Below are 26,705 nucleotides of genomic sequence, written 5' to 3' on the forward strand. Positions count from 1 at the left end.
CCGAGCGGTACGAAGCCGACAGGCGGGCATTAGCCCGGGCGGGGGAACGCAGGGGCGGAATCAGGGCGGTGCCCCAAGGCCTGCCACTACAGTGGAATCCCTCCGCCGTGTTGGGGACTACAGGCGTAGACCTCCCTACTGACCAGCGGTTTCCCAGGCCCGGCGGGCGCGCGGGGGCGGCCCCCGCGGGCGGGTGCAATGCATCCGTCGTCACGCCTGGGGGTGACCTTTGGCCACGGCTACGCAAGCGGCTGCGCCTACCCTGATCGGTTCGGTTCAGCGAGCGCTGAGACTCCTGGAGGCCGTCGCCTCCCATCCGGACGGAGCCCCGGCCAAGCAGCTCGCCCGTGAGACGGGCCTTCCGCTGCCCACCACGTACCACCTGCTTCGCACCCTGACGCACGAGGGCTATCTGCTCCGCGAGAAGGGTGTGTTCGTCCTTGGCGACGCCGCCGTCCGACTGGCCGGCGGCGGAGCTGTGCAGAATCGTCGCATCAAGGTTGAAGACTCCCTTGCCCGTTGGCGGGACGAGATCGGTGTGCCGGTGTACTTCGCCCTCTATCGCGAGGGGGAGATCGAGCTCGTCGCTGTCGCGGACACTCCCTCGGCCCCCGCGGTGGAGGAATGGGCCGACTTCCGCGAGACCGCGCACGCCCATGCGATCGGGCAGTGCCTGCTGAGCCAACTCGATCCGAAGTCTCGTCAAGACCACCTTGACCGCCACCCGGTGGAAGCCATTACTCCGTACACGGTGCGTAATCGCCGTGTCCTTTTGGATCGTTTGGGCGGTTTGGGGCGAATGGAGCCCCTGGTGGAGCGTCAAGAATATGCGCTGGGCACGGTCTGTGCTGCTATCCCCATCACAGCGGGCTCCGCGGCGGCCGCGATGGCCATTTCCCTCCCCCTTCACCAGGAAGAACGGTTGCTCCCAGCAGTCGAGCGGCTACGTACGGAGATCGGAAGGCTCTTCAGTTCACTCGCGTTCTCTATCAGTATCTGAAAAATCACTCCTTGTGATCTGCTAGCGCTTACAGCACGATTGCGTCAAGAGGGCCACGAGGGATCATTCCTGGCCGTTTCGGTCACAGCTTTCAGCAGCTGTGTTTACACAACTGCTTCATCTACTGCGGGGTACATGATGCGAGAGTCGGTTCAGGCCGAGGTCCTGATGAGCTTCCTCGTCTCCGAGGAGCTCTCCTTCAAGATCCCAGTCGAGCTGCGATACGAGACCCGGGATCCTTACGCGGTGCGGATGACCTTCCACCTCCCCGGGGACGCGCCTGTGACCTGGGCGTTCGGCAGGGAACTGCTGCTCGACGGGATCAACAGGCCGAGCGGTGACGGTGATGTGCACATCGCTCCGACGGACCCCGAGGGGCTCTCGGACGTCTCCATCCGGCTCCAGGTGGGCGGCGACCGCGCCCTGTTCCGGGCCAGTGCGCCGCCGCTGGTCGCGTTCCTCGACCGCACGGACAAACTGGTTCCGCTTGGTCAGGAACGGACACTCGGTGACTTCGAGGACAACCTGGAGGCGGCACTCGGCCGGATTCTGGCAGAGGAGAACGCCGGCTGACCTCAGTCGGCAGGGCGACCGGAGCTACACCGAGCACGAGCACGGGCACGACTGCGAGTACGGGCACGGGCACGAGTACGAGTACGGGCCCGGGCATGACTACGAGCACGCATACGGGTGCGGGGTGCGGGTGCGGTACGAACCCGCCCTCACCCGGACCCTGTGCCGGGAGCCACTCACTTCGCGCGACGGCGCCGACCACCCCGTGTCGCCGCCCGCGGCTTCATGTCGCCGGTGTCGGGCTCCGGCCGGTCGGCGGAGACCACCAGCGCCGCGAGGGCCGTCGTGACCGGTACGGCGGCGACCAGGCCGATCGAACCGACCAGCGTTCGGACGATCTCCATGGCGACCAGCTCGCTGTTGGCCACCGTGCCCATGCTGCTCCGCGCGATGGAGAAGAGCAGCAGCAGCGGCAGTGCGGCACCCGCGTAGGCGAGGACCAGCGTGTTCACGACCGAGGCGATGTGGTCGCGGCCGATACGGATCCCGGCCCGGTACAGCGCGCGCGGCCCCATGCGCGGGTCGGCCTGGTGCAGTTCCCAGACCGCGGAGGTCTGGGTGACGGTCACGTCGTCGAGCACGCCGAGCGAACCGATGATGATGCCCGCGAGCAGCAGCCCGGACATGTCGATCTCCGGGTACAGGCCGTGGATCAGGCCGGTGTTGTCGTCGGTGTTGCCGCTGAGCGAGGCCCACTCGATGAAGAGCGAACCGAGCAGACCGATCAGCAGCAGCGAGATCACCGTGCCGAGGACCGCGACCGAGGTGCGGGCCGAGAGCCCGTGGCACATGTAGAGCGCGATCAGCATGATCGCACTCGACCCGACCACCGCCACGACCAGCGGGTTCGAGCCCGCCAGGATCGCCGGCAGGATGAAGAGCGTCAGCACCAGGAAGCTCACGGCGAGCGCGATGAGCGCCATCACGCCCCGCATCCGGCCGACGGCCACGACCACGAGGGCGAAGATCCCGGCGAGCACCGCCATCGGGACCTTCCGGTTCACGTCCGTCACCGAGTACTGCAGGTCGCGCGGGGCGTCGGGGGCGTACGCCACCACCACGCCCTGCCCCTCGTCCAGTTGGCGCGGCGCGTCGGGCTGCACGATCTCGATGAACGTACGCCCCTTCTCCGGGCCACTGGTGACCTCGATCGTCGCCTTCTCGCACTGCCCCTGCTGGGCGTTGACCGCCTCGCGGCCCTCCGGCGTGGAGGTGTCGCCGGTCGGCGGGACCTGGCCGGCGTTCACGTCCTTGCAGTCGACCTGCTCGACGGAGACGACCTTGCCCTGCTCGGTCTGCCGGTCGAAGCCGACGCCGGTGCGCTCGTGCGCCGGGGTGCCGCCTGGCCACAGGACCACGAGCCCGACCACGACGGCGGTGGCGAAGGGGATCAGGATCGCGGCGATGACCCTGCGCAGATGCCGGGAGACGGGGGCCGCGGGGCCGTGGCTGTGGCTGTGCCCGTGCCCGTGGGAGGGACCGGAATCGTGCCCGTGCCCGTGGTCGGGACCGGGGACGTGGCCGTGCGGCTCGGGGGGCTGCTGGGGGGAAGTCACCGACCGATCATCGCAAGAACGGTGGGGGGCCCACTGTTCAGCACGCCAGGGATGACGCTAGCGTGGTGACACCTTTGCACACGCGGGAGCTCGGAGCACCGGGCTGAGAGGGCGCTGATCACCGTACGCACGTACGGGAAGAGGCTGCGCCGACCGCCGAACCTGTTACCGGGTAATGCCGGCGTAGGGAGATCGGTCTCATGACCATTCAGGATGCACGCACGCCTGCCTCCGACCAGGAAGGCCGCACGCCGGGCTGGCACAAGGGGTACGTCGAGGGCTCGCGCCCCGACCTCCTGGTGCCGGTCCGACAGGTGCACCTCACCAACGGCAAGGACGTGACGCTGTACGACACGTCCGGTCCGTACACCGACCCCACCATCGACACCGACGTACGGCGTGGCCTGGCGCCGCTGCGCGAGAACTGGATCATCTCGCGCGGCGACACCGAGGAGTACGCGGGCCGTCCCGTCCGCCCCGAGGACGACGGCATCAAGCACACCTCGCCCCGCGGCGGTGGGCTGAAGAACCTCGACGCCGTCTTCCCGGGTCGCCCGCGCCTGCCGCGCCGCGGCCGCGACGGCCAGGCGGTGACGCAGCTCGCGTACGCCCGCCGCGGGGAGATCACCCCGGAGATGGAGTACGTCGCGATCCGCGAGAACGTCTCCCCCGAGGTCGTACGCGAGGAGATCGCCGCGGGCCGCGCCGTGCTCCCGGCGAACGTGAACCACCCGGAGATCGAGCCGATGATCATCGGCAAGCGGTTCCTGGTGAAGGTCAACGCCAACATCGGCAACTCCGCCGTCACCTCCTCCATCGAGGAGGAGGTGGAGAAGATGACCTGGGCGACCAAGTGGGGCGCCGACACGGTCATGGACCTGTCCACCGGCCGCAACATCCACACCACCCGCGAGTGGGTGCTGCGCAACTCCCCCGTCCCGATCGGCACCGTGCCGCTCTACCAGGCCCTGGAGAAGGTCGACGGCCGGGCCGAGGACCTGACCTGGGAGATCTACAAGGACACGGTCATCGAGCAGGCCGAGCAGGGCGTCGACTACATGACGGTCCACGCCGGCGTGCTCCTGCCGTACGTGCCGCTCACCGCGCGCCGCAAGACCGGCATCGTCTCGCGCGGCGGCTCGATCATGGCCGCCTGGTGCCTCGCGCACCACAAGGAGAACTTCCTCTACACGAACTTCGAGGAGCTCTGCGAGATCCTCGCGGCGTACGACGTCACGTACTCGCTCGGCGACGGTCTGCGCCCCGGCTCGATCGCGGACGCCAACGACGAGGCGCAGTTCGCGGAGCTGCGCACGCTCGGCGAGCTGAACACGATCGCCAAGCGCCACAACGTGCAGACGATGATCGAGGGCCCGGGCCACGTCCCGATGCACAAGATCAAGGAGAACATCGACCTCCAGCAGGAGATCTGCGAGGAGGCGCCGTTCTACACCCTCGGCCCGCTGACGACGGACGTGGCGCCCGCCTACGACCACATCACCTCCGGCATCGGCGCGGCGATGATCGCCTGGTGGGGCACGGCGATGCTCTGCTACGTCACGCCCAAGGAGCACCTGGGCCTGCCCAACAAGGACGACGTGAAGACGGGCGTCATCACGTACAAGATCGCGGCGCACGCGGCGGACCTCGCCAAGGGGCACCCGGGCGCCCAGGAGTGGGACGACGCGCTCTCGGACGCGCGGTTCGAGTTCCGCTGGGAGGACCAGTTCAACCTGGCGCTCGACCCGGTCACGGCGCGGGAGTTCCACGACGAGACGCTGCCGGCGGAGCCCGCCAAGACCGCGCACTTCTGTTCGATGTGCGGTCCGAAGTTCTGCTCGATGAAGATCTCCCAGGACATCCGGCGTGAGCACGGCGGAACGCAGGAGGAGATCGAGGCCGGTATGGCGGAGAAGTCGAAGGAGTTCGCGGCGAGCGGGAGCCGTGTCTACCTGCCGCTGGCGGAGTGACCTCGGCAGCCACTGAACCGGTAACGGCCCGCGACCCACGGGGGAGTCGCGGGCCGTTGCCGTTGTCAGGGGCCGGGCGGATCCGTGGGGCCGGACTGCGGCACGGCCTGGGGTCCGGACTGCGGTCCGATCGTTGGTGCGCCGGGTGGTGTGCTCGGTGGTGTGATGGCGGCGAGTGCGTCGCGGAGGAACGGGAGGACGCCGCGTTCGAGCAGGGCGCGGCGCCAGGCCTCCCGGGCGCGGGACAGTTCGTCGTCCGGCTCGGTCGTGGGCGCATAAGCCGAGACCGTCGCGGTCGGGCTGTTGCGCAGGGCCGTCCGGAGGAGACCGGCGGCCGCGCAGAGCAGGCCGGCGGCGGCGACCGCACCGAAGACCAGACCGGCCGTCAGCAGCGTCGCGCCGAACGCCACGGTGGGCGCCATGGCGTGCAGCACCGCGCCGACCAGTACGAAGATGAAGGCGGCCGCCCCCGCGAGGACGGGCACCATCACGGTGACGATCGCGACGATCCCCGCGCCGGAGCCGTCCTGCGGGGCGGGGACGCGGGTGGCGACGGCGATACGGCTCTGCTCGCGGACCTTCACGAAGTGGTCGTACTCGCTCGACGCCGCTGAGGTGATCAGCGCTGTCGCGTTCAGGGCCATGGAGCGCAGTTGCGCGACCGTGAGCCGTGTCCCGGCTCCGGCGAGATCAGGACGTGCGTGGGCGGTGCTCAGTGCGTCGTCGAGGACCCGCTCGTACTCGGCGCGGTCCTCGGTCAGCAGGTACGGAGCCACGTTCATGTGCATCCCCCGATGCTCCGCAGGCCCGGATCAACCGTGGAGAACGGCTGGTCGGGCGGAAACGGAGGAGAGCCTGCTACGGATGGTCCGATGGTATTGCGGTGACGCCACGACCTGACAGGGTGTTTCCGGAAATCGCCTTCCCCGGATGCGCAGGGTTATGCGTCAGCCGTTCAGGGGGAGTTGGACGACCAGCAACTTTCCGGCCATCGTCACGCCGCCGTCCATGGCGATCGCGAGCCCGTCCGCGTACACATGGGGTCCGTCGACGATCGGGCCACCGTTGCCCTCGCTCTCCTCCGTGCCGACCTGGCCGAGGAGGTACGGGATGGGGCTGTGGCCGTGCACGATCCGGTGCCCGCCGTAGGTGGAGAGGAGCTCCTGGACGGCCTGCGGACCGCCCTCGTCGCGGAAGGCGAAGCGCTTGGTGAACTTCCGGAACACGTCCCAGACCTCGTCGGCGTCGCTCCGGTTGAGGATCTCGTGGACCGTGTCGTTGACGTCCTCGATCGTCTCGCCGTATTCGAGGTACGCGGTGGTGTCGGAGTGCAGGAGGAGGTGGTCGTCCTCCAGGACCACGGCGTCGAGCCGGGACATCCACTGGAGGTGGACGTCCTGCAGCCGGTCCATGTCGTGCTTCTGGCCGCCGTTGAGCAGCCAGGCGGCCTGGAAGGTGGCCGTGCCCGCGCCCGAGTTGACCGGGGTGTCGCCGAAGCGCTTGGCGCCGATGAGCAGCAGCTCGTGGTTGCCCATGAGGGCCTTGCAGTAGCCGCCGGCGGCGGCGGCCTCGGCGGAGAGGCGCATGACGAGGTCGATGACGCCGATGCCGTCGGGACCGCGATCGGTGAAGTCGCCGAGGAACCACAGCCGGGCGTTGCCCGCGGCCCAGCCGCCGTTCTCGTCGACGAGGCCCTGGGCGCGCAGGGCGGCGACGAGCTCGTCGAGGTACCCGTGGACGTCGCCGACGACGTAGAGGGGCCCCGGTCCTTCGCCGGTCGCGGCGGCGGGCTCGGCCGCGGTGGAGGCGGCGGTGACCTGGACCTGGAGGGTGTCGCCGCGGTTGATGACGGGGAGGTCGCGCTCGGTCGGGGTGTAGCCCTCCGGGAGCCGGCCCTCGGGGAAGGCGCTGCCGGGGTGGCCGGTGGCGACGGAGACGATGGAGGAACCGGCCGTACCGGGGTACGCGGGGGCGACGCGGCGGCCCAGGAGCAGGGTCGGGTCGGCGGGTACGGGCGCGGGGGCGGGTGCGCCGACGACGGGGAGAGCCCCGCTCGGTGCCGTCTCGACGGCCTGCGCGGGTGCGGTGGTCGGCATGGGCGGGGCCACCAGGGCCTCGACCGGCACGGTTTCGACCGGCGACGGTGCGACGGGCACGGTTTCGACCGGCGACGGTGCGACGGGGGGAAGGTGCTCGGCGGCCGACGGGGGCGTCGGCGACGGCTCCGTGGACGACGGTTCGGTGGCATGGCCCTGTACGGGCACGCGGGCGTACGGCGGTACTCGGAAGTCACGCAATGTCGCCGTGCGCGCCACGGGCTCCTGCCCGGCCCCCTGAGTCATGGACCCCTCCACCACCGTCGCGATGCCCTGCACATCGCGGACCGGCCTGGTCGGGGTGGTCCGCGGTGTCGTCCGCCCATCATAGGAATGAGCGTCCTCCTGTGTGACGCACCAGGGGTGGTGAATCCGGGTCCACTCCGGGTTCACCGGTTGTTTCGCCCGAATTGAGAAGGTCCAGTCCAGGGTTGGGCCCGTGTGGTGCTCGGTTTCGCCGCCTCCGCCCACGGGCAGGGGCGAAGGCGGCGAGGGGCGGCGAGCCCTCGGTCGGTCCTCGGCGGGTCCTCGGCAGGTCCTTTGTCGGACCTCTCTCAGTCCTTCGCGGGTGAGCGCGGCGGGCTGACCGTGGTGCGCGGCGAGCGCCGCTGGGAGGAGGTGCGGACGATGAGTTCGGTCGGTATCACCTGCTCGACCGGACCGTCGGTGTCGATCCCCTCGATGGCGTCGATGAGGAGCTGGACGACGGCCGTGCCGATCCTGCGTGGCTTGAGGGAGAGCGTCGTGATGGGCGGTTCGGTGGTGGCGTAGACGGTGGACTCGCTGCAGCAGACCAGCAGCAGGTCCTCCGGTACGCGCAGCCCGTAGCGGCGCGCGGCCGCGAGCAGATCGGTTCCGTTGGGGTCGAAGAGGCCGTACACGGCGTCGGGTCGGTCCGGGCGGGCGAGCAGCCGGTCGGCCGCGACGGCGCCCGCGCACGGATCGTGCGCCGGATAGGCCTCGTAGACGGGATCCTGGCCCACCCGCTCGCACCAGTTGAGGTACGCGGTGGTGGACAGGCGGGTGTACGTGTCGGTGGTGGTTCCGGTGAGGAGGCCGATGCGGCGGGCGCCGGCGTCGGCGAGGTGGTCGAGCAGATCGAGGACGGCGGCTTCGTGGTCGTTGTCGACCCAGGCGGTGACCGGAAGGGTGCCGGCGGGGCGTCCGTCGGAGACGACGGGGAGGCCCTGCCGGACCAGTTCGGTGACGACCGGGTCGTGGTCGGAGGGGTCGATGACGACGGTGCCGTCGAGGGCGACGTTCGACCAGACGTCATGGCGGGAGGTTGCGGGGAGGATGACCAGGGCGTAGCCCCGGGCGAGTGCGGCCGATGTGGCGGCTCTGGCCATCTCCGCGAAGTAGGCGAATTCGGTAAAGGTGAAAGGTTCATCCCCGTACGTGGTCACGGTCAGGCCGATGAGTCCCGACTTACCCGTACGGAGCGTGCGGGCCGCCGCGGATGGGCGGTAGCCCAGCCGGTCGGCGACCTCGCGGACGTGGCGGCGGGTGGCGTCCGGGAGTCGGCCCTTGCCGTTGAGCGCGTCGGAGACAGTCGTGATGGAGACCCCGGCGGCGGCGGCCACGTCCCGGATGCCTGCCCGGCCCTGCCGGCTTCCCCGGGTCTGTGCCCGGCTCACCTGGTGCTTCCCTGCTGCTGTCATGGCGAGCCGATAGTAGGGCGATGAGGGGTGGTCGGGACGGCCGCATATGCAGGCATTGACAGGCACGTTTCTGCATGATCGAAAACGCCCAATGGGCAAGGAATCCAAGGTAGTTGCAGGTTCTGCCATGCGACCTGTGGTTGTCGAACCGCATAGGCCTGGCGAGGGTGCGAGGTCTCGAAGAGGTCTCAACTCACCTCTACGGGGGATGCGCGCCACGGCGCCCGCCACCGGCGCGCGCCACCCAGCCCCGCGCTCCCCCTCCCCAGGGCCTTTCTCGCGGCCCTCCTCATGCCCTTTCTCATGATCTTCCTCATGACCTGCCGCGCGGCCTTCCCCACGGGACGGATCGGGGCGGTGTCCACAGCGTGTCCCTCCTGTTGTCCACAGGCCATTCGCAGCGGAGGCGAATCCTCATAAGGTGAGGAGTATTGGCGGTACGTACGGTCGAGGAGGCCACACTGTGAGCGAGACCAGCGGGACGAGCACCAGCAGCCCCAAGCTGCGCGCCGAGCTGGACGGCGTCCCCACCTACAAGCCGGGCAAGCCGGCCGCGGCGGGCGGACCCGTGGCCTTCAAGCTGTCCTCCAACGAGAACCCCTACCCGCCGCTGCCCGGGGTCATGGAGAGCACGCTGGCGGCCGCCGCGAACTTCAACCGCTACCCGGACATGGCCTGCACCGGCCTGACGCAGGAGCTCGCCGACCGCTTCGGCGTGCCCGTCTCGCACGTGGCGACGGGCACCGGCTCGGTGGGGGTGGCGCAGTCCCTGCTCCAGTCCACCTCGGGCCCGGGCGACGAGGTGATCTACGCCTGGCGCTCCTTCGAGGCGTACCCGATCATCACGCAGATCAGCGGTGCCACCTCGGTGCAGGTGCCGCTCACCGACGGCGAGGTGCACGACCTCGACGCGATGGCCGACGCGATCACCGACCGGACCCGGCTGATCTTCGTCTGCAACCCCAACAACCCCACGGGCACCGCGGTCCGCAGGGCCGAGCTGGAGCGCTTCCTCGACCGGGTGCCCTCCGACGTCCTGGTCGTGATCGACGAGGCGTACCGGGAGTTCGTCCGCGACGCCGATATCCCCGACGGCATCGAGCTCTACCGCGACCGGCCGAACGTCGCCGTGCTCCGTACCTTCTCGAAGGCGTACGGCCTGGCGGGGCTGCGGGTCGGCTTTGCGGTGGCGCACGAGCCGGTGGCGGCGGCGCTGCGCAAGACGGCGGTCCCGTTCGGGGTGAGCCAGCTGGCGCAGGACGCGGCGGTGGCCTCGCTGCGGTCCGAGGACGAACTGCTCGGGCGGGTCGGCTCGCTGGTGGCCGAGCGCGAGCGGGTCCGTGCGGGGCTCGTGGCCCAGGGCTGGACCGTGCCGGACACCCAGGCGAACTTCGTCTGGCTGCGGCTCGGTGAGCGGACGCTGGACTTCGCGGCGGAGTGCGAGCGGCACGGCGTGATGGTGCGGCCGTTCGCGGGCGAGGGCGTGCGCGTCACGATCGGTGAGACCGAGGCGAACGACCTGTTCCTGAAGGCGGCGGAGGGCTTCCGCCAGGGCTAGGGCGTGTCCGGCGGATCAGGGTCGGATAGGCCCTGGTCCACCGGGTGGGTCGGCCGGCGACCGGGTCGGTCAGTCGACGAGCTCCACGCGGATCGGGTCGCCGTCCCTGACGGTGGCCAGGATCCGGGGGTCGCCGTCCAGTGCGCCCAGGAGGTTGCAGGGGCTCGCGAGCCGGCACTCGTCACCCCGGGAGAACGGGGTCGGGCCGTAGGGGAGGGCTTGGGGTCTCCCCAGCGAAGCGAGGGGAAGCGTCGCCGTCCGTCCAGAAGGCCACCGTGCCCGGGTCCACGACCTGGCGGGCGCCGTCCTCGACGGGGACGGAGACCGGTGTGTCGAAGTAGACCTCCTCGCCCCAGGTCCGGGCGGTGGAGGAGATCGGGAGAACCCCCGCGAGCGCCGTGCTCGTGGGGGTTTCCTCAAGGGTGGCCGTGGTGTGTCCGGCCGGCCAGGAGATGAGTATCCGAAGGGCCATGCCCCGGATTCAACAATATGTTGAAGATCCCGGGAAGGGGTGACCCTCGGCGGGGGGACCCCGACTGACGGTACGGATTTCGTATGAGCCATAATGCTTGTGAATGTGAACGCGTTCACAAGCGTGTCCCGGTTCATCCCTTAATTGGTGGGATTAACGGGGCAAACTGCCGATGTGACCACGGCGATGTAAGGAGAAAACGACGTGGACCTCGCTCTTGCGCCAGAGACCCTGGCGCGCTGGCAGTTCGGCATCACCACCGTCTACCACTTTCTCTTCGTCCCGCTGACGATCTCCCTCGCCGCGCTCACTGCCGGTCTCCAGACCGCCTGGGTACGGACCGAGAAGGAGAAGTACCTCAGGGCGACGAAGTTCTGGGGCAAGCTCTTCCTCATCAACATCGCCATGGGCGTCGTCACCGGCATCGTGCAGGAGTTCCAGTTCGGCATGAACTGGTCCGACTACTCCCGGTTCGTCGGCGACATCTTCGGTGCCCCGCTCGCCTTCGAAGCGCTCATCGCCTTCTTCTTCGAGTCCACGTTCATCGGCCTGTGGATCTTCGGCTGGGACAAGCTGCCGAAGCGGATCCACCTCGCCTGCATGTGGATGGTGTCGATCGGCACCATCCTCTCCGCCTACTTCATCCTCGCGGCGAACTCCTGGATGCAGCACCCCGTCGGGTACCGCATCAACGAGGAGCGCGGCCGGGCGGAGCTCACCGACTTCTGGCAGGTGCTCACCCAGAACACCGCCCTCACCCAGTTCTTCCACACCATGACGGCGGCCTTCCTGGTAGGCGGCGCGTTCATGGTCGGCATCTCCGCGTTCCACCTGGCGCGCAAGAAGCACATCCCGATCATGCGGACCTCGTTGCGGCTCGGCCTGATCACGCTGATCATCGCCGGCCTCGGCACCGCCATCAGCGGTGACCTGCTCGGCAAGGTCATGTTCAAGCAGCAGCCCATGAAGATGGCCGCCGCCGAGGCGCTCTGGGACGGCGAGGCGCCGGCTCCCTTCTCGATCTTCGCCTACGGCGATGTCGACAAGGGCCACAACAGTGTCGCCATAGAGATCCCGGGACTGCTGTCCTTCCTCGCGAACGACGACTTCAGCTCGTACGTCCCGGGCATCAACGACGTCAACAAGGCCGAGCAGGAGAAGTACGGCCCCGGCGACTACCGGCCCAACATCCCCGTCGCGTACTGGGGATTCCGCTGGATGATCGGCTTCGGCATGGCCTCGCTGGGCATCGGGATGCTCGGCCTCTGGCTGACCCGCAAGAAGTTCATGCTGGCGCCGGGGATGCGGACCGGTGAGGACGAGGTGCCGAACCTGGTCCTGTTCAAGCGGAAGGCGCTCAGCCCCCGCTTCACCAAGTGGTACTGGATCATCGCCCTCTGGACCATGGTCTTCCCGCTCATCGCCAACTCCTGGGGCTGGATCTTCACCGAGATGGGCCGTCAGCCCTGGGTCGTCTACGGCGTGCTGCGCACCCGGGACGCGGTCTCCCCCGGTGTCTCCCAGGCCGAGGTGCTCACCTCGATGATCGTCTTCACCGCCCTCTACGCCGTCCTCGCAGTGATCGAGGTCAAGCTCCTCGTCAAGTACGTCAAGGCGGGAGCGCCGGAGCTCACCGAGGACGACCTCAATCCGCCCACCAAGATCGGCGGGGACTCCCGTGACCCCGACCGGCCCATGGCCTTCTCGTACTGAGGCTCAGGAGATCGAGGCATGGAACTCCACGACGTCTGGTTCGTACTCATCGCCGTCCTCTGGATCGGCTACTTCTTCCTCGAAGGCTTCGACTTCGGGATCGGCATCCTGACCAAGCTGCTCGCCCGTGACCGGGTCGAGAAGCGGGTCCTCATCAACACGATCGGTCCCGTCTGGGACGGCAACGAGGTGTGGCTGCTCACCGCCGGCGGCGCGACCTTCGCCGCCTTCCCCGAGTGGTACGCGACGCTCTTCTCCGGCTTCTACCTGCCGCTGCTGATCATCCTGGTCTGCCTGATCGTCCGGGGTGTCGCCTTCGAGTACCGGGCGAAGCGGCCCGAGGAGAACTGGCAGCGCAACTGGGAGCAGGCCATCTTCTGGACCTCCCTGATCCCCGCGCTCCTCTGGGGCGTGGCCTTCGGCAACATCGTCCGGGGCGTGAAGATCGACGCGGAGATGGAGTACGTCGGCACCCTCTGGGACCTCCTCAACCCGTACGCGCTCCTCGGCGGTCTGGTCACGCTCACCCTCTTCACCTTCCACGGCGCGGTCTTCGCCTCGCTCAAGACGGTCGGTGACATCCGGGTGCGGGCCCGGGCGCTCGCGCTCAAGCTGGGCCTGGTCACGGCCGTGCTCGCCCTCGTCTTCCTGATCTGGACCCAGGTCGACACGGGGGACAGCTGGAGCCTCGCGGCGATGCTGGTCGCGGTGGTGGCGCTGGTCGGTGCGATCGGTGCCATCAAGGTGGGGCGCGAGGGCTGGTCGTTCGCGCTCTCGGGGGTGACGATCGCCGCCGCGGTGGCGATGCTCTTCCTCGCGCTCTTCCCGGACGTCATGCCGTCTTCGCTCAATCCCGAGTGGAGCCTTACCGTGACGAATGCGTCGTCGAGCCCCTACACGCTCAAGATCATGACCTGGTGCGCGGCGATCGCGACCCCGTTGGTGCTGCTCTACCAGAGCTGGACCTACTGGGTGTTCCGTAAGCGCATCGGTACGCACCACATCGCCGACGCTCACTAGAGGGGCATGTTTCACGTGAAACCGATCGATCCGCGTCTGCTCCGGTACGCCCGGGCCACCCGTTTCTTCCTTGGCGCGGTGGTCGTGCTCGGTCTGGCCGGGGCGGCGCTGGTCATCGCCCAGGCGATGCTCATCGCCGAGATCGTGGTGGGGGCCTTCCAGAAGGGCCTGGCGGTTTCCGATCTGACCACCCCTCTGCTGCTGCTCGCGGGAGTCGCGGTGGCGCGGGGGGCGGTCTCCTGGCTGACCGAGCTCGCCGCCCACCGGGCGAGCGCGGCGGTCAAGTCCGAACTCCGTGGCCGGCTCCTCACCCGGGCGGCCGGACTCGGGCCCGGCTGGCTGAGCGGTCAGAAGGCCGGTTCGCTGATCGCGCTCGCCACGCGGGGCGTGGACGCGCTCGACGACTACTTCGCCCGCTATCTGCCGCAGCTGGGCCTCGCGGTGGTCGTCCCGGTCGCGGTGCTTGCCAGGATCGTCACCGAGGACTGGATCTCGGCGGCCATCATCGTCGTCACGCTGCCCCTCATCCCGGTCTTCATGATCCTCATCGGCTGGTACACCCAGGCGCGGATGGACCGGCAGTGGAAGCTGCTCTCCCGACTCTCCGGCCACTTCCTGGATGTCGTGGCGGGCCTGCCCACCCTCAAGATCTTCGGCCGGGCGAAGGCCCAGGCCGAGTCGATCCGCGCGATCACCTCGGAGTACCGGCAGGCGACGATGCGCACACTGCGGATCGCCTTCCTCTCCTCCTTCGCCCTGGAACTCCTCGCGACCCTCTCGGTCGCGCTCGTCGCCGTGACGATCGGCATGCGGCTCGTCCACGGCGAGCTCGACCTGTACACCGGGCTCGTCATCCTGATCCTGGCGCCCGAGGCGTACCTCCCGCTCCGGCAGGTGGGGGCGCAGTACCACGCGGCGGCCGAGGGGCTCGCGGCGGCGGAGGAGATCTTCGAGGTCCTGGAGCAGCCGGCCCGGGACGGCGGCACCGGGGCGGTCCCGGAGTCCGTACGGCTGGAGCTCGACCGGGTGACGGTTCGGCACGCGGGGCGCGCCGAACCGGCGCTCGACGCGGCGACGCTGACGGTCGAGCCGGGCGAGACGGTGGCCCTCGTCGGGCCGAGCGGCGTCGGGAAGTCGACCCTCCTCGATGTCGTGCTCGGCTTCGTGGCGCCGGAGGAAGGGAGCTCCGTCCGCGTCGGCGGCGAGGATCTCGCGGGGATCGACCTGGAGGCGTGGCGGTCGCGGATCGCCTGGGTGCCACAGCGCCCGTACCTCTTCGCGGGGACGGTCGCCGAGAACGTACGGCTGGCCCGCCCGGACGCCTCAGACGAGGCGGTACGGGAGGCGCTGCGGGACGCCGGGGCGGACGGGTTCGTCGCGGGGCTCCCGGAGGGGCTCGACACCGCGCTCGGCGAGGACGGCGCCGGGCTCTCGGCTGGTCAGCGGCAGCGTCTGGCACTCGCCCGGGCGTTCCTCGCGGACCGGCCGCTGCTGCTGCTCGACGAGCCGACGGCCGCGCTGGACGGTGAGACGGAGGCGGGCGTGGTCGACGCGGTCCGCCGCCTCGCGGCCGGCCGCACGGTTCTGCTCGTGGTCCATCGCCCGGCGCTGCTCGCGGTCGCGGACCGCGTGGTGACCTTGGTGCCTTCGGCCGGGTCGCCCGGCGCGAACAGCCGGGCAGGAGCCGTGGCAGGGGCCGACGCGGGATCGGGGACGGGGGCTCGGTCCGGTGCTGACGGGGGTGTCGCCGGAGAGTCCGACGGCGTTTCCGGCGGCGTTTCCGGCGGTGTATCCGGCGGCGCGCCCGGCGGTGTGTCGGCCGAGGTGACCGGAGCGGGCTCCGGGCGGTCGGTTCTCGGGCGGGTTCGGGACATGGCCGGTGAGCTCAAGGGGCGCATGGCGCTCGCGCTGCTGCTCGGGAGCCTGGCCCTCGGCTCGGCCGTCGGGCTCATGGCCGTGTCCGGCTGGCTCATCTCCCGCGCCTCCGAACAGCCGCCCGTGCTCTATCTGATGATGGCCGTCACCGCCACGCGCGCCTTTGGTATCGGCCGGGCCGTCTTCCGGTACGCCGAGAGGCTCGTCTCGCACGACGCCGTGCTCCGGATGCTCGCCGAGCTCCGGGTCTCGGTCTACGGGCGCCTGGAGCGGATCGCCCCCGCCGGGCTGCGCCGCACCCGGCGCGGGGACCTCCTCTCCCGGCTCGTCCAGGACGTCGACGCGCTCCAGGACTACTGGCTGCGCTGGCTGCTCCCCGTGGGCGCCGCGCTCGTCGTGGGCGTCGCCTCCGCCGGGTTCACCGCCTGGATGCTGCCCGAGGCCGGTGCCGTCCTCGCCGTGGGCCTGCTGGTCGCGGGTGTCGCCGTACCGGCGGCCGGCGGAGCCCTCGCCCGCCGGGCCGAGCGCCGACTCGCCCCCGCGCGCGGTGCGCTGGCGACCGCCGTGGCCGATCTGCTCCGCGGCTGCGCCGAACTGACGGTCGCCGGCGCGCTGTCCAGCCGGGTCGAGCGGACCCGGACGGCCGACCGGCACCTCACCTCCATCGCCTCCCGGCAGGCCACGGCCACCGCGCTCGGCGCCGGTCTCTCCGCGCTGGTCTGCGGACTGACGGTCGCGGCCGCCGCCCTCGTCGGCGTCCAGGCCGTACGGGACGGACGGCTCGACGGGGTGGCCCTCGCCGTGGTCGTCCTGACGCCGCTCGCCGCGTTCGAGGCCGTCACCGGGCTGCCGCTAGCCGTCCAGTACCGGCAGCGCGTGCGCCACAGCGCCGAGCGCGTCTTCGAAGTGCTCGACGCCCCCGTCCCCGTACACGAGCCGGCCCGATCCGAGGCTCCCCCGGTGAGTCCGTTCCCGCTGGAGCTGGCCGGGCTCTCCGCCCGGCACGCCGGGCAGAGGCGGACGGCGCTCGCCGACTTCGGGCTCACCCTGGAGGCCGGGCGCCGGGTCGCGGTCGTCGGCGCCTCCGGTTCCGGGAAGACCACCCTCGCCCAGGTGCTGCTGCGCTTCCTCGACGTGGAGAACGGCATGTACCGCATCGGTGGCGTGCCCGCCTGGGAGCTCGACGGCGACGCGGTCCGGCGGTTCGTCGGCCTCTGCGCCCAGGACGCCCACATCTTCGACAGCTCCGTCCGGGAGAACCTGCGGCTCGCCAAGGTCGGGGCGAGCGACGAGGAGCTGCGCGACGCGCTGCGCCGGGCCCGGCTGCTCGACTGGGTGGACGGGCTGCCGGCCGGCCTCGACACCCTCGTGGGCGAGCACGGCTCCCAACTCTCCGGCGGCCAGCGGCAGCGCCTCGCGCTCGCCCGCGCCCTCCTGGCCGACTTCCCCGTCCTGGTCCTCGACGAGCCCGCCGAACACCTCGACCTGGCCACCGCCGACGCGCTCACCGACGACCTGCTTCGGGCCACAGAGGGCCGCACCACCGTCCTCATCACCCACCGGCTGCACGGACTCGACGCCGTCGACGAGGTCGTGGTCCTGGACGAGGGCCGGACCGTGCAGCGCGGACCGTACGCCGAACTGGCAGCGGCGGAGGGGCGGCTGCGCCGGATGCTGGAGCAGGAGCGGGAGACCGATCTGCTCGCCGTCGCCGCCGTGTCGAACCGGGCCGCGGCCGGGGCGTGAGCAAGGCGGCCGACGCCCGTCCGACTTTTCTCGCCAAATGGGACTAACTAGGCTCAGGCCATGACCGCCGCCGCGTCCGACGCCTCGGACCCCCTGGAAGCCGCCACTCAGGCCACCCGCAGCCTCCAGGGGCTGTCCACGGAACTCACCGCCCGCGTACCGCAGCTCCTGGAGGCGATGCGCTCGGTCGGAACAGGGCTCGAACTCCACTCCACCCTCGACCGGATCTGCGAGACCGCCGCCGAACTCGCCGACGCCCGCTACGCCGCGATCGGGGTCGTCGACGACGAGGGCGAGGGACTCTCCGACTTCGTCACCTTCGGCGTCGGCGAGGACGTGGCCCGCCGCATCGGGCGCCTCCCCGACGGCCACGCCGGGCTGCTCGGCGCGCTGATCCGCGACCCGCAGACGATCCGCCTCGCCGGCCTGTCCGCCGATCCGCGCTCGGCCGGATTCCCGCCGGGGCACCCGCCGATGCGGACGTTCCTCGGTGTCCCCATCAAGGTCCAGGGCGAGATCTTCGGCAACCTCTACCTCGCGGAGAAGCGCGGCGGCGGCGAGTTCAACGACTACGACGTCCACATGGTCAGGGTGCTCGCCACCGAGGCCGGCATCGCCATCGGCAACGCCCGCCTCTACGAGGCCGCGCGCCAGCGCGAGCGGTGGATCGACGGCTCGGTCGCCGTCACCACCGCGCTGCTCTCCGGCGGCGACGCGGACGACGCGCTCACGGTCGTCGCCGAACAGGCCCGTCGGCTCGCCGACGCGGACGCCGGAATCGTGCTGCTGCCCGCGGAGGAGGGCGGCCTGGAGATCGTCGCCGTCTCCTCGCCCCGCCCCACCAAGTCGCTGGGTGTGGTGATCCCGCCCGAGAGCGCCGTCGTGGAGCAGCTCCTGGACGGCGAGGCGGTCTTCGTGGCGGACGCCTCGAAGGACCCGCGCATGATCAGCCGGCTGACCTCCCCGTACGGCCCGAGCATGATGCTGCCGCTGCAGAGCGGCGGGCGGGTGCTCGGTGCGCTCGCCACGCCCCGGGTGCGGGGCGCGCGTCCGTTCACGGAGGCGGAGCGGACGCTCGCCACCCAGTTCGCTTCACAGGCGGCGCTCGCCCTGATGATGGCGGACGCGCAGCGGGACCGGGAGCGGCTCGCGGTGTACGAGGACCGCGACCGGATCGCCCGTGACCTGCACGATCTGGTGATCCAGCGGCTCTTCGCCACCGGCATGATGCTGGAGAGCGCCCAGCGGAAGTCGATCGTGCCGGCCGTGCGCGAGGGCGTCGGGAAGGCCGTGGACGAGCTGGACGTGACCATCCAGGAGATCCGTACGGCGATCTTCGCGCTCCAGCAGGGCCCTGCCGAGGCGCCGTCGGGGCTGCGCACCCGTGTCCTGCGGGAGATCAACATGGCGGCCGTGCCGCTCGGCTTCAAGCCCGCGCACCGCTTCCTCGGCGTGATCGACTCGGCGGTCGGTGACCTCACCGGCAAGAACCTCATCGCCGCGCTGCGCGAGGCGCTCTCGAACGCCTTCCGGCACGCGGAGGCGACCCGGATCGAGGTGGTCGTCGACGCCACGGTCACCCTGCTCGACGGCTCGGCCGGGGTACGGCTCTCGGTCGCGGACGACGGTATCGGCATCCCGGAGGGCGGGCGGCGCAGCGGCCTGCGCAACCTGGCCCGACGGGCCGAGTCGCTCGGCGGCGCGAGCTGGTGCGGACCGGGCATCGGGGAGGACGGCGGCGGTACGACGGTGGTGTGGGAGGCCCCGCTGTGAGGGCCGCCCGGGCTGTGAAGACGCCCGGGCTGCGAGGGCCAGGCCGCCCTCCCTGACAGGCCCGTCGGGCAGGCGACTGGTCAGGCCGACTGATCGGGCCGGGCCTCCAGGGCCTCCGCCACGAGCTGTTCGATGACGACGGCCACCCCGTCCTCGTTGTTGCCGACCGTGCGGCCGGAGGCGGCGGCGATCACATCGGGGTGGGCGTTGCCCATCGCGTACGAGCGGCCCGCCCAGCTGAGCATCTCGATGTCGTTGGGCATGTCGCCGAAGGCGGCGACCTCCTCGGCGGCGATGCCGCGCTCGGCGCAGCACAGGGCGAGGGTGGAGGCCTTGGAGACGCCGAGGGCGCTGATCTCGATGAGCGCGGTGGGGCTGGACCGGGTGAAGGAGGCCAGGCCGCTCGCAGCCTCCTTGGCCAGCGCCAGGAACGCGTCCGGGTCGATCTCGGGGTGCTGGGCCAGCAGCTTGATCACGGGGGCGGCCGCGCCCGGGGCCTCCTCGAAGAGGAGCTTCTCGGCGGTGGCGACGGTGGCGCCGGGGTCGAGGAAGAAGGGCGGGTACTGCGGCTCGTAGTGGATGCCGGTGGTGAGCTCGACCGCGAAGGAGGTGCCGGGCGCGGCAGCGCGCAGGGCCCGGACGACTTCGAGGGCGATGGGCCGCTCCAACGGGCGGACCTCCAGGAAGGTGCCTCCCGCGTGGAGGTCGACGACGGCGGCACCGTTCGCGCAGATCGCCAGACCGTGGCCGTGGACGTGTTCGCTGACGACGTCCATCCAGCGGGCCGGGCGGCCGGTGACGAAGAAGACCTCGATACCGGCCCGCTCTGCCGCGGCGAGGGCGGCGATCGTGCGCTCGGAGACGGACTTGTCGTCGCGCAGGAGCGTGCCGTCGAGATCGGTGGCGATCAGTCGGGTCGCCGGGGCGGAGGGATACGGGGAGCGGGGAGAGGTCACCGCACCATTCTTCCGCACAGAACGCACGGGCGTGCGAGGAGGTGCACATATGAGTAGGGAATCCGGCGAGGGCCGGAGCGTCCCGATGTGGCCGTAAAACGCTCGTTCGGTTCCGTGGAGCGTGGGGAAGATCCTCTGGGAGAGCCGACGCGTCTCCAGGGGGTGGGGCATGGTCTCGGGCCGGAGGTCCGACGAGTGTGAGGCCTGCGGTGCGCCGTACGGCATATGGGTCGTGAGTCTCGGGATGGCGCTCTGCGGGAGCTGCGAGCAGGCCGGGGCGGACCATCCGGCGCGTGAACCGGTGCTGGTGGGCGAGGTCCTGGCCGGGGTGGCCGACGCCGTGACGCACGCGGCCCGCTCCGGGAGGGCCGTGCCGGACGCGCGGCGTCCGCCGGCCGCGACCTGCGACGGGTGCGGAGCGAGTACCGAGTGGCACCGCACGCTGCGAGGGCGCTGGGTGATGATCGAGCCGGGGGAGCTGGCGGCCCGGGTCGTTCCGGCGGGCAGACGCTGGCGCATCGCGGGCGACGGTACGGCGGTCAACCTCGGCCCCGCCGTACCGTCCGACACCTGTCGTGTCAGTCACTTCGACGTCTGCCCGGCACGCCCCGAGCCGGTCGGCGCACCGGTCCTGCTGGCGCTGTGGCGCGGCCACGCCCGGCGCGGTACCTGACGGCACGCGCCGGGCGCCGCGTCGTACGGCCCGGGGTTCAGCCCAGCTGGGCGAGCGCCTCGGTGGCGATCCGCTCGAAGACGGCCTGGTCGGCGGCGAAGTCGGAGTCCGCGATCGGCCAGTGGATCACGATCTCGGTGAAGCCGAGGTCGCGGTGGGTGCCGGCGAAGTCGACGAAGGCGTCCAGGGACTCCAGCGGGCGGCCGCGGTCCGGGGTGAAGCCGGTCAGCAGGACCTTGTCGAGCTCGGCCACGTTCCGGCCGGTCTCGGCGCACGCCTTGCCGAGCTTCTCGATCTGGCCGCGCAGCGCCTCCACCGACTGCTCCGGGGTCCCCTCTTCGAAGATCTTCGGGTCGCCGGTCGTCACCCATGCCTGCCCGTACCGGGCGGCCAGCTTCAGCCCCCGCGGCCCGGTCGCCGCCACAGCGAACGGCAGGCGCGGGCGCTGGACACAGCCGGGGATGTTCCGGGCCTCCTCGGCCGCGTAGAACGTGCCCCGTTCCGTCACCGAGCTCTCGGTGAGGAGCCGGTCGAGCAGCGGCAGGAACTCTTCGAACCGGTCCGCCCGCTCCTTCGGCGTCCATGCCTCCTGGCCGAGCGCGGTGGCGTCGAAGCCGTTGCCGCCCGCCCCGATGCCGAGCGTGATCCGGCCCCCGGAGATGTCGTCGAGCGACATCAGCTCCTTGGCGAGGGTCACGGGGTGCCGGAAGTTCGGGGAGGTCACGAGGGTGCCGAGGCGCAGCCGCTCGGTCGCCGTCGCGGCGGCGGTGAGCGTGGGGAGCGCGCCGAACCACGGGCCGTCGCGGAAGGTCCGCCAGGACAGGTGGTCGTAGGTGTACGCGGTGTGGAACCCCAGCTCCTCGGCGCGCCGCCACTTCTCGCGGCCCCCCTCGTGCCAGCGGTCGACGGGCAGGATGACGGTGCTCAGACGCAGGCTCATGGACCCGAGCCTACGGCGGTCCGCAGGGGATCAGCGGACTGGATCAACGCAGCGGATCCGCGGACCGGGTCAGCGGACCGGGCCAGAAGATCGGGTCAGCGGACCCTGCTGCTCATCCAGGGCGTGAGCGAGGCCCCCGGGACGAGCTCCTTGTGCGTCGTGTCGCCGGGCAGCGGGACGACCAGCCAGTAGCCGGGCGGGAAGAACCGGCCCTTCACGTGGGCGAGGCCGCCGAGGACGGAGCGGAGGAAGGCGGGGACGGTGTCGCGGGGGAGGTCGGCGAACTCGATGCCGTCCACGGTGATCCTGGCGTCGTCCTCCGGGAAGACCTGGACGGTGAGCACGGGGGAGCCGCCCAGCTCGACGTAGGCCTCGTGCGGCAGGGAGCCGTCCGGGTCGAGGACGGCGAACGCGCCGGAGGAGGTGCGCCGGGAGGTCTGGTCCGCGCCGATGTCGTCGGTCACCGTCATCTCCAGGTTGAACTCCCGGGCGATCTCGCGGATCGCGGTGACGGCTGCTTCGGTGGTGGGCAGGTGCGGGTGTGCCATGGGGACGATCATGCCGCAGTCGTTCGACCGAGAGGGCGACGGGCCTCAGGAGGGCAGGCGGAGGAACTCCGGCGGGACGGCGTCGGTCAGCCAGACCCCGTTGGCGCTCACGCGGAAGACGTGTCCGGCCCGGTGCATCGCGCCCGCGTCGACGCTCAGCACGATCGGCCGGCCGCGGCGCGCCCCGACCCGGGTCGCGGTCTCCCGGTCGGGGGAGAGATGGACATGGTGGCGGGCCATGGGGCGCAGGCCCTCCGCCCGGATCGCGGGGAGCCGGTCCGCGACCGTACCGTGGTAGAGGTACGCGGGCGGTTCCGCGGCGGGCAGGTCCAGGTCCACCTCGACGGTGTGGCCCTGGCTCGCGCGGATGCGGGTGCCCTCGATCGCGAAGCGCTTCTTGTCGTTGGTCGCGACGACGTGGTCGAGCTCCTCGCGGGTGATCGGGAAGCCGTGCTCGGCCGTCGCACGGAGCAGGGTGTCGATCTCGGTCCAGCCGTGCGCGTCGAGCACGAGGCCGATGAGCTCGGGCTGGTGACGCAGATGCTTGGAGAGGTACTTCGACACCTTCACCGTGCGTCGTTCGTCCATCGGTTGGCGGGTCATGCCGTCAGGATGCCGGAGCTCGGATCGCCGGACCAATGAATTGACGTGGAGAGGTTTGATCCACAGCCAAAGCTGGTTATCCACAGGCAAGTTGATGATTCTGTGGACAACGGTCCAGTGAAATATGGCTAATTGGGCAAGTTAGCCGGTTATGTGATGACTTGAGGTGAGCACATCCAATGTCCTTTTATGGACTTCGCGTTCGGTGGCAGCCGCGACGAAGGCGGCGACCCCCTCCGCGCCAACCAGGTCCTGCACGGCCTGAATCGTGCCCGCCGGCAGGGCGACCGGGCGGGGGTCGTCGTCCCTCGCGGGCTGTGCGTCCGGGGACAGATGGAGCTGGAGGTGCCGGGTGGCCAACAGGCGCATCGCCCGAGCCAGTTCGGCGTCCACCGTCTGCTGGGCGAGCGGCCGCAGCCGCCGCACCATCGTCGCCGCCTCGGCCGCGTCCGCGTCCGTCGGCGGCCGGTGCTCCAGATAGCGGGCGAACACGTGCTCCGTGGTGAACTCCAGGAAACGGGAGGCGATGTGCTCGACCTGATCGCGAAGTTCCCTGAGATGCCCCGTGATTGCCGGGAGCGGCACCCCGGCCGCGTACAACTCGGCGGCCACGGCGAGCTCCTGTGGGCTCGGGACGAGGTACTCCTCCGTCTCCCGGTCCGGGAGTCGCTCCAGCACGCCGAGCTCGACGGCCTCCCGGATGGCGTCCTCGTCCGGCGTGCCGCCGAAGCGGGCGTCCAGCTCCTCCCGGGAGATCCGGTCCGCCTCCTCGTCCGTCCACGGCCCGTGGACCTCCGCGACCAGGCCGAGCACCCCGCCGAGGCCGCGTCCGGTGTCCCAGGCCTCCAGGAGCTCCTTGATCGAGGCCAGGGTGTAGCCGCGGTCGAGGAGGTCGGCGATCTGCCGCAGCCGGGCGAGGTGCGCGTCCCCGTACACGTTCGACCTGCCGCGCCGCTCGGGGCGGGGCAGCAGACCTCGGTCCTGGTAGGCGCGGATCGTCCGGACCGTCGCCCCGCTGTGATGCGCGAGATCCTCGATCCGGTACTCCGGCTGTGCTGACTGCTCGGACAAACCCGCTCCCACCGGCCGCTTCCCGCACCCCGTCGCCGCGGTGCCCCTCCTGGGAGGGATCGTACGACCGCCGACCCCTCCCGTTCCCTCCGCGTGTGGCGCCTACGCGGGCGGCTGCCAGCGGGCGAACGCCCGCAGCACGCCCGGGCTCAGCCGGGACAGGGCGTGTATGCCCCGGGCCTCCGGGGTCACGGGGACGACGGCCCGGTCGTGCAGGACCGCCCCCAGGATCGCGTCCGCGACCTTCTCCGGCGGGTAGTTCCGCAGACCGTAGAGCCGGGACGCCTTCTTCTGCCGTCGCTTCTCCTCCGCCTCGTCCGTGACCCCCGCGAACCGCGTCGTCGCGGTGATGCCGGTGTTGACGATGCCGGGGCATATCGCGGACACCCCGATGCCCTGGCCGGCCAGTTCGGCGCGCAGGCACTCGCTGAGCATCAGCACCGCCGCCTTCGACGTGCTGTACGCGGGCAGGGCCCGGGAGGGCTGGAAGGCCGCGGCGGAAGCGGTGTTCACGATGTGGCCGCCCTGGCCGCGCGCGGTCATCTGCGCGCCGAAGATCCGGCACCCGTGGATCACGCCCCACAGGTTGACGTCCAGGACCCGCTTCCACTCCTCGCTCGTCGTCTCGAAGAAGGAGCCGGTGAGCCCGATGCCCGCGTTGTTGACCAGCACGTCGACGATCCCGTACTCGCTCGCCACCTTCGCGGCCAGCTTCTCCATCGCCTGCTCGTCCGCGACGTCGACGGTCTCGCCCCAGGCCTCGGGAGCCCCGATCAGCCGCGCCATCTCGGCCGTACGGGCCACGCCCTCGACGTCCCGGTCCACGGCCACGACCCGGGCGCCGGCCTCCGCGAACGCGAAGGCGGTGGCCCGCCCGATGCCACTGGCCGCCCCGGTCACCAGGACCAGCTGGCCGCCGAACCGCTCCGCGTACTCCGGCTTCACCCCGCTCTTCGCCGACGTCGCCGCGACGGGCCAGCGGGGACCCGACGCCTTCGTCGCGGGGTCCTCGTTGGCCCGGACGAACTCGGAGATCCAGGCCGACAGCTGGTCCGGCCGGGTGCGCGGCACCCAGTGCTTGGCGGGCAGGGTGCGCCGGGTCAGGTCCGGCACCCAGGTGGCCAGGTCGTCGTAGAGCCGCTCGGAGAGGAAGGCGTCACCGGTCGGCGTGATCAGCTGCACGGGCGCGTGCGCGTACGCGTCGGGGCGCGGCCTGCCCAGCCGGGCGCGGACGTTGTCCCGGTAGAGCCAGGCGCCGTGCGCAGCGTCGCTCGGCAGCGACGGCGTCGGGTAGTCGCCGGCCGGGACCTTCTCGATCCGCTCCAGGATCTTCGGCCAGCGCTTGCCGAGGGGCCCGCGCCAGGCGAGCTCCGGCAGCACGGGCGTGTGCAGCATGTACACGTACCAGGACTTGGCGCCCTGGCCGAGGAGCTGACCGACCCGGCGCGGGGTGGGCCGGGCCATCCGCTGCTTGATCCAGTGCCCGAAGTGGTCGAGGCTCGGCCCCGACATCGAGGTGAAGGAGGCGATCCGCCCCTCGGTGCGCGGGACCGTGGCGAACTCCCAGGACTGCACCGAGCCCCAGTCGTGGCCGACGAGGTGGACCGGCCGGTCCGGGCTGACGGCGTCGACGACCGCGAGGAAGTCGTCCGTCAGCTTCTCCAGGGTGAAGCCGCCGCGCAGCGGGGCCGGCGCCGTCGACCGGCCGTGGCCCCGGATGTCGTACAGCACCACGTGGAACTCCTCGGCCAGTCGGGCCGCGACCTCCGACCAGACCTCCTTGGAGTCCGGGTAGCCGTGCACGAGCACCACCGTCGGCCGGTCCGTGTCGCCGAGCTCGGCGACACACAGCTCGATCCCGCCCGTCCGGACCCAGCGCTCCCGCGCGTCGATCCCAGCGATGCCTGCCATCAGACCGTCCCCTCGTTCCAGCGCCGCACGTGCGGCAGATCGTCGTCCAGCCAGAACGCGCTCTGCTCGGGATCCTTCGAGTCGGTGACGACCAGGATCTCCTCGAACTTCGCGCCCGTCCCCCGGAATCCGAGGTGCGGCTCGACCGCCCACAACCCTGGCACGGGCGGGTGGTCGGAGAACGTGTAGGGCGACCAGAGCGGCGACCAGCCGTCCCGGTGGCCGTGGACCGCGTCGCTCGCCAGGCCCTTGATCGCCTGTGTGCCGAAGCCGAAGAGCGTCGGTGACCAGCGGCGCTCCTTCACCCGGTCGATCTTGTGGGCGATGACGCCGAAGGGGTAGGCCCGGTGCCGGTTCGCGTACCCCTGGCGGACCATGAGCCGGTCCACGTCCTCGTATATCTCGCGCAGTGTGCGGCGCTCGCGCACCTCGCGCAGGATCAGCTCGCGGTGGTCGCGGAGATCGGCGAGCAGCTTGTCGTGGAGGGGGTTGAGGCCCAGGCAGCCGCTGTAGCCGATGTCGGCCGTGTGTCCCTTGTAGACCGGCGCCATGTCGAGGATGAACGGCATCCCCGCCTCCAGGCGGCGGTTCGTCGGGAAGAACTGCAGGGGGATCTTGAAGTCCACGAAGGCCGTGCGGTCCCCGAACCAGGCGAACGGCCGGTGGAACCAGTCCCGCACACCGCGCTCGTACAGCCACTCCCGCTGCATCCGGGCGGCCTCGCGCTCGGTCACCCCCGGCCTGAGCTGCGCCGCGACGGCTTCCGCGCACTCGTACGAGAGCCGCTGCACTTCCCTGAACCCCCGCAGCTCTGCGGAGAGTTCGCCTTTCAGTGCTGAGGCCATGCCATCCGCCGTCCCGTGTGAGCGTCCGATCGCACTACGCGTCCGTAACTTGACACCGATGAATGTGACAATGCTCGACGGCTGAGTCAAGGGGTCGGACACCAGCCTGTGGACAAGGCCGGACACCCGCCTGTGGACAAGGCCG

At 70.8% G+C, this 26,705-nt stretch carries 20 protein-coding genes, 1 pseudogene and 1 riboswitch; of the genes and pseudogenes, 9 read left to right on the forward strand and 12 right to left on the reverse strand.

Annotated features, from left to right (window positions below; genetic code table 11):
- Positions 1-229: 229 nt before the first annotated feature.
- Positions 230-1,000: an IclR family transcriptional regulator gene (locus OG361_RS20450; RefSeq protein ID WP_405855547.1), complete on the forward strand. Its 771-nt coding sequence runs from the start codon at positions 230-232 to the stop codon at positions 998-1,000.
- A 138-nt stretch (positions 1,001-1,138) separates the two neighbouring features.
- Positions 1,139-1,573: an SsgA family sporulation/cell division regulator gene (locus OG361_RS20455; protein ID WP_405862355.1), complete on the forward strand. Its 435-nt coding sequence runs from the start codon at positions 1,139-1,141 to the stop codon at positions 1,571-1,573.
- Positions 1,574-1,749: 176 nt separating this feature from the next.
- Here the strand turns inward: OG361_RS20455 and OG361_RS20460 are convergent, their stop codons facing one another.
- Complete coding sequence (locus tag OG361_RS20460) at positions 1,750-3,129, reverse strand: YibE/F family protein (RefSeq protein WP_405855549.1); 1,380 nt, start codon at positions 3,127-3,129, stop codon at positions 1,750-1,752.
- A gap of 72 nt (positions 3,130-3,201) precedes the next feature.
- A riboswitch (TPP riboswitch) is annotated at positions 3,202-3,336 on the forward strand.
- Here OG361_RS20460 and thiC point away from each other — a divergent pair.
- Positions 3,330-5,099: a phosphomethylpyrimidine synthase ThiC gene (gene thiC / locus OG361_RS20465; RefSeq protein WP_405855551.1), complete on the forward strand. Its 1,770-nt coding sequence runs from the start codon at positions 3,330-3,332 to the stop codon at positions 5,097-5,099. (Overlaps the previous riboswitch by 7 nt.)
- Before the next feature lie 65 nt (positions 5,100-5,164).
- On the opposite strand, the gene OG361_RS20470 is transcribed toward thiC, so the two are convergent.
- From OG361_RS20470 to OG361_RS20480, 3 genes are all read right to left on the reverse strand, one after another.
- Positions 5,165-5,887 carry a hypothetical protein gene (locus tag OG361_RS20470; RefSeq protein WP_405855553.1) on the reverse strand — a complete coding sequence of 241 codons (723 nt, stop codon included), beginning with the start codon at positions 5,885-5,887 and terminating at the stop codon, positions 5,165-5,167.
- A gap of 159 nt (positions 5,888-6,046) precedes the next feature.
- Complete coding sequence (locus OG361_RS20475; RefSeq protein ID WP_405855555.1) at positions 6,047-7,441, reverse strand: metallophosphoesterase; 1,395 nt, start codon at positions 7,439-7,441, stop codon at positions 6,047-6,049.
- Positions 7,442-7,749: 308 nt separating this feature from the next.
- Positions 7,750-8,856, reverse strand: coding sequence for a LacI family DNA-binding transcriptional regulator (locus tag OG361_RS20480; protein ID WP_055642419.1), 1,107 nt, complete (start codon positions 8,854-8,856; stop codon positions 7,750-7,752).
- A gap of 463 nt (positions 8,857-9,319) precedes the next feature.
- Between OG361_RS20480 and hisC the strand changes: the two genes are divergently transcribed.
- The gene (hisC, locus tag OG361_RS20485) at positions 9,320-10,414 is read left to right on the forward strand and encodes a histidinol-phosphate transaminase (protein WP_384569183.1); all 1,095 of its coding nucleotides are present in this window, start codon (positions 9,320-9,322) and stop codon (positions 10,412-10,414) included.
- 69 nt (positions 10,415-10,483) lie between these two features.
- On the opposite strand, the pseudogene OG361_RS20490 reads toward hisC, so the two are convergent.
- Positions 10,484-10,886, reverse strand: a pseudogene (locus OG361_RS20490) (cyclophilin-like fold protein).
- Positions 10,887-11,090: 204 nt separating this feature from the next.
- Here OG361_RS20490 and OG361_RS20495 point away from each other — a divergent pair.
- The 4 genes from OG361_RS20495 to OG361_RS20510 are packed head-to-tail and all read left to right on the forward strand — an operon-like array spanning position 11,091 to position 19,013.
- On the forward strand, positions 11,091-12,599 hold the full coding sequence (locus OG361_RS20495) for a cytochrome ubiquinol oxidase subunit I (RefSeq protein WP_405855558.1): 1,509 nt from the start codon (positions 11,091-11,093) through the stop codon (positions 12,597-12,599).
- Positions 12,600-12,617: 18 nt separating this feature from the next.
- Positions 12,618-13,619, forward strand: coding sequence for a cytochrome d ubiquinol oxidase subunit II (cydB, locus tag OG361_RS20500; RefSeq protein ID WP_405855560.1), 1,002 nt, complete (start codon positions 12,618-12,620; stop codon positions 13,617-13,619).
- Positions 13,620-13,625: 6 nt separating this feature from the next.
- Positions 13,626-17,240 (forward strand): thiol reductant ABC exporter subunit CydD, encoded by a 3,615-nt coding sequence (gene cydD / locus OG361_RS20505; RefSeq protein ID WP_405855562.1) that lies wholly within the window; start codon positions 13,626-13,628, stop codon positions 17,238-17,240.
- 60 nt (positions 17,241-17,300) lie between these two features.
- A complete protein-coding gene (locus OG361_RS20510; RefSeq protein WP_405855564.1) occupies positions 17,301-19,013 on the forward strand; it encodes a GAF domain-containing sensor histidine kinase in 1,713 nt (570 codons plus the stop codon).
- 80 nt (positions 19,014-19,093) lie between these two features.
- Here the strand turns inward: OG361_RS20510 and OG361_RS20515 are convergent, their stop codons facing one another.
- Positions 19,094-19,969: a Cof-type HAD-IIB family hydrolase gene (locus tag OG361_RS20515; protein ID WP_405855566.1), complete on the reverse strand. Its 876-nt coding sequence runs from the start codon at positions 19,967-19,969 to the stop codon at positions 19,094-19,096.
- 232 nt (positions 19,970-20,201) lie between these two features.
- Between OG361_RS20515 and OG361_RS20520 the strand changes: the two genes are divergently transcribed.
- The gene (locus OG361_RS20520) at positions 20,202-20,642 is read left to right on the forward strand and encodes a DUF6083 domain-containing protein (RefSeq protein ID WP_405855568.1); all 441 of its coding nucleotides are present in this window, start codon (positions 20,202-20,204) and stop codon (positions 20,640-20,642) included.
- A gap of 37 nt (positions 20,643-20,679) precedes the next feature.
- Here OG361_RS20520 and OG361_RS20525 read toward each other — a convergent pair whose 3' ends face one another.
- The 6 genes from OG361_RS20525 to OG361_RS20550 form a co-directional block, all read right to left on the reverse strand.
- Entirely contained in the window at positions 20,680-21,582 is a 903-nt protein-coding gene (locus OG361_RS20525; protein WP_405855570.1) for an LLM class flavin-dependent oxidoreductase, read from the reverse strand.
- A 95-nt stretch (positions 21,583-21,677) separates the two neighbouring features.
- Positions 21,678-22,130, reverse strand: coding sequence for a hypothetical protein (locus OG361_RS20530; protein WP_405855572.1), 453 nt, complete (start codon positions 22,128-22,130; stop codon positions 21,678-21,680).
- Positions 22,131-22,175: 45 nt separating this feature from the next.
- Positions 22,176-22,718 (reverse strand): RNA 2'-phosphotransferase, encoded by a 543-nt coding sequence (locus OG361_RS20535; RefSeq protein ID WP_405862357.1) that lies wholly within the window; start codon positions 22,716-22,718, stop codon positions 22,176-22,178.
- Positions 22,719-22,874: 156 nt separating this feature from the next.
- Positions 22,875-23,804 (reverse strand): MerR family transcriptional regulator, encoded by a 930-nt coding sequence (locus OG361_RS20540; RefSeq protein ID WP_405855574.1) that lies wholly within the window; start codon positions 23,802-23,804, stop codon positions 22,875-22,877.
- A 102-nt stretch (positions 23,805-23,906) separates the two neighbouring features.
- Positions 23,907-25,715, reverse strand: a complete 1,809-nt coding sequence (locus OG361_RS20545; RefSeq protein WP_405855576.1) for an SDR family oxidoreductase — start codon at positions 25,713-25,715, stop codon at positions 23,907-23,909.
- On the reverse strand, positions 25,715-26,560 hold the full coding sequence (locus OG361_RS20550) for a M24 family metallopeptidase (RefSeq protein WP_405855578.1): 846 nt from the start codon (positions 26,558-26,560) through the stop codon (positions 25,715-25,717). Before OG361_RS20550 ends, OG361_RS20545 begins: the two co-directional genes overlap by 1 nt.
- Positions 26,561-26,705 lie beyond the last annotated feature (145 nt).

This window comes from Streptomyces sp. NBC_00090, from assembly GCF_045160815.1.
Lineage (GTDB): Bacteria > Actinomycetota > Actinomycetes > Streptomycetales > Streptomycetaceae > Streptomyces.

What these genes read in the sequence shown, in the direction of transcription:
- OG361_RS20525 (WP_405855570.1), bottom strand. Translation starts at nt 21,582, where the DNA reads ATGAGCCTGCGTCTGAGCACCGTCATCCTGCCCGTCGACCGCTGGCAC.
- cydB (WP_405855560.1), top strand. Translation starts at nt 12,618, where the DNA reads ATGGAACTCCACGACGTCTGGTTCGTACTCATCGCCGTCCTCTGGATC.
- OG361_RS20545 (WP_405855576.1), bottom strand. Translation starts at nt 25,715, where the DNA reads ATGGCAGGCATCGCTGGGATCGACGCGCGGGAGCGCTGGGTCCGGACG.
- OG361_RS20470 (WP_405855553.1), bottom strand. Translation starts at nt 5,887, where the DNA reads ATGCACATGAACGTGGCTCCGTACCTGCTGACCGAGGACCGCGCCGAG.
- OG361_RS20480 (WP_055642419.1), bottom strand. Translation starts at nt 8,856, where the DNA reads ATGACAGCAGCAGGGAAGCACCAGGTGAGCCGGGCACAGACCCGGGGA.
- OG361_RS20530 (WP_405855572.1), bottom strand. Translation starts at nt 22,130, where the DNA reads ATGGCACACCCGCACCTGCCCACCACCGAAGCAGCCGTCACCGCGATC.
- thiC (WP_405855551.1), top strand. Translation starts at nt 3,330, where the DNA reads ATGACCATTCAGGATGCACGCACGCCTGCCTCCGACCAGGAAGGCCGC.
- cydD (WP_405855562.1), top strand. Translation starts at nt 13,626, where the DNA reads ATGTTTCACGTGAAACCGATCGATCCGCGTCTGCTCCGGTACGCCCGG.
- OG361_RS20455 (WP_405862355.1), top strand. Translation starts at nt 1,139, where the DNA reads ATGCGAGAGTCGGTTCAGGCCGAGGTCCTGATGAGCTTCCTCGTCTCC.
- OG361_RS20550 (WP_405855578.1), bottom strand. Translation starts at nt 26,560, where the DNA reads ATGGCCTCAGCACTGAAAGGCGAACTCTCCGCAGAGCTGCGGGGGTTC.
- OG361_RS20535 (WP_405862357.1), bottom strand. Translation starts at nt 22,718, where the DNA reads ATGGACGAACGACGCACGGTGAAGGTGTCGAAGTACCTCTCCAAGCAT.
- OG361_RS20475 (WP_405855555.1), bottom strand. Translation starts at nt 7,441, where the DNA reads ATGACTCAGGGGGCCGGGCAGGAGCCCGTGGCGCGCACGGCGACATTG.
- OG361_RS20510 (WP_405855564.1), top strand. Translation starts at nt 17,301, where the DNA reads ATGACCGCCGCCGCGTCCGACGCCTCGGACCCCCTGGAAGCCGCCACT.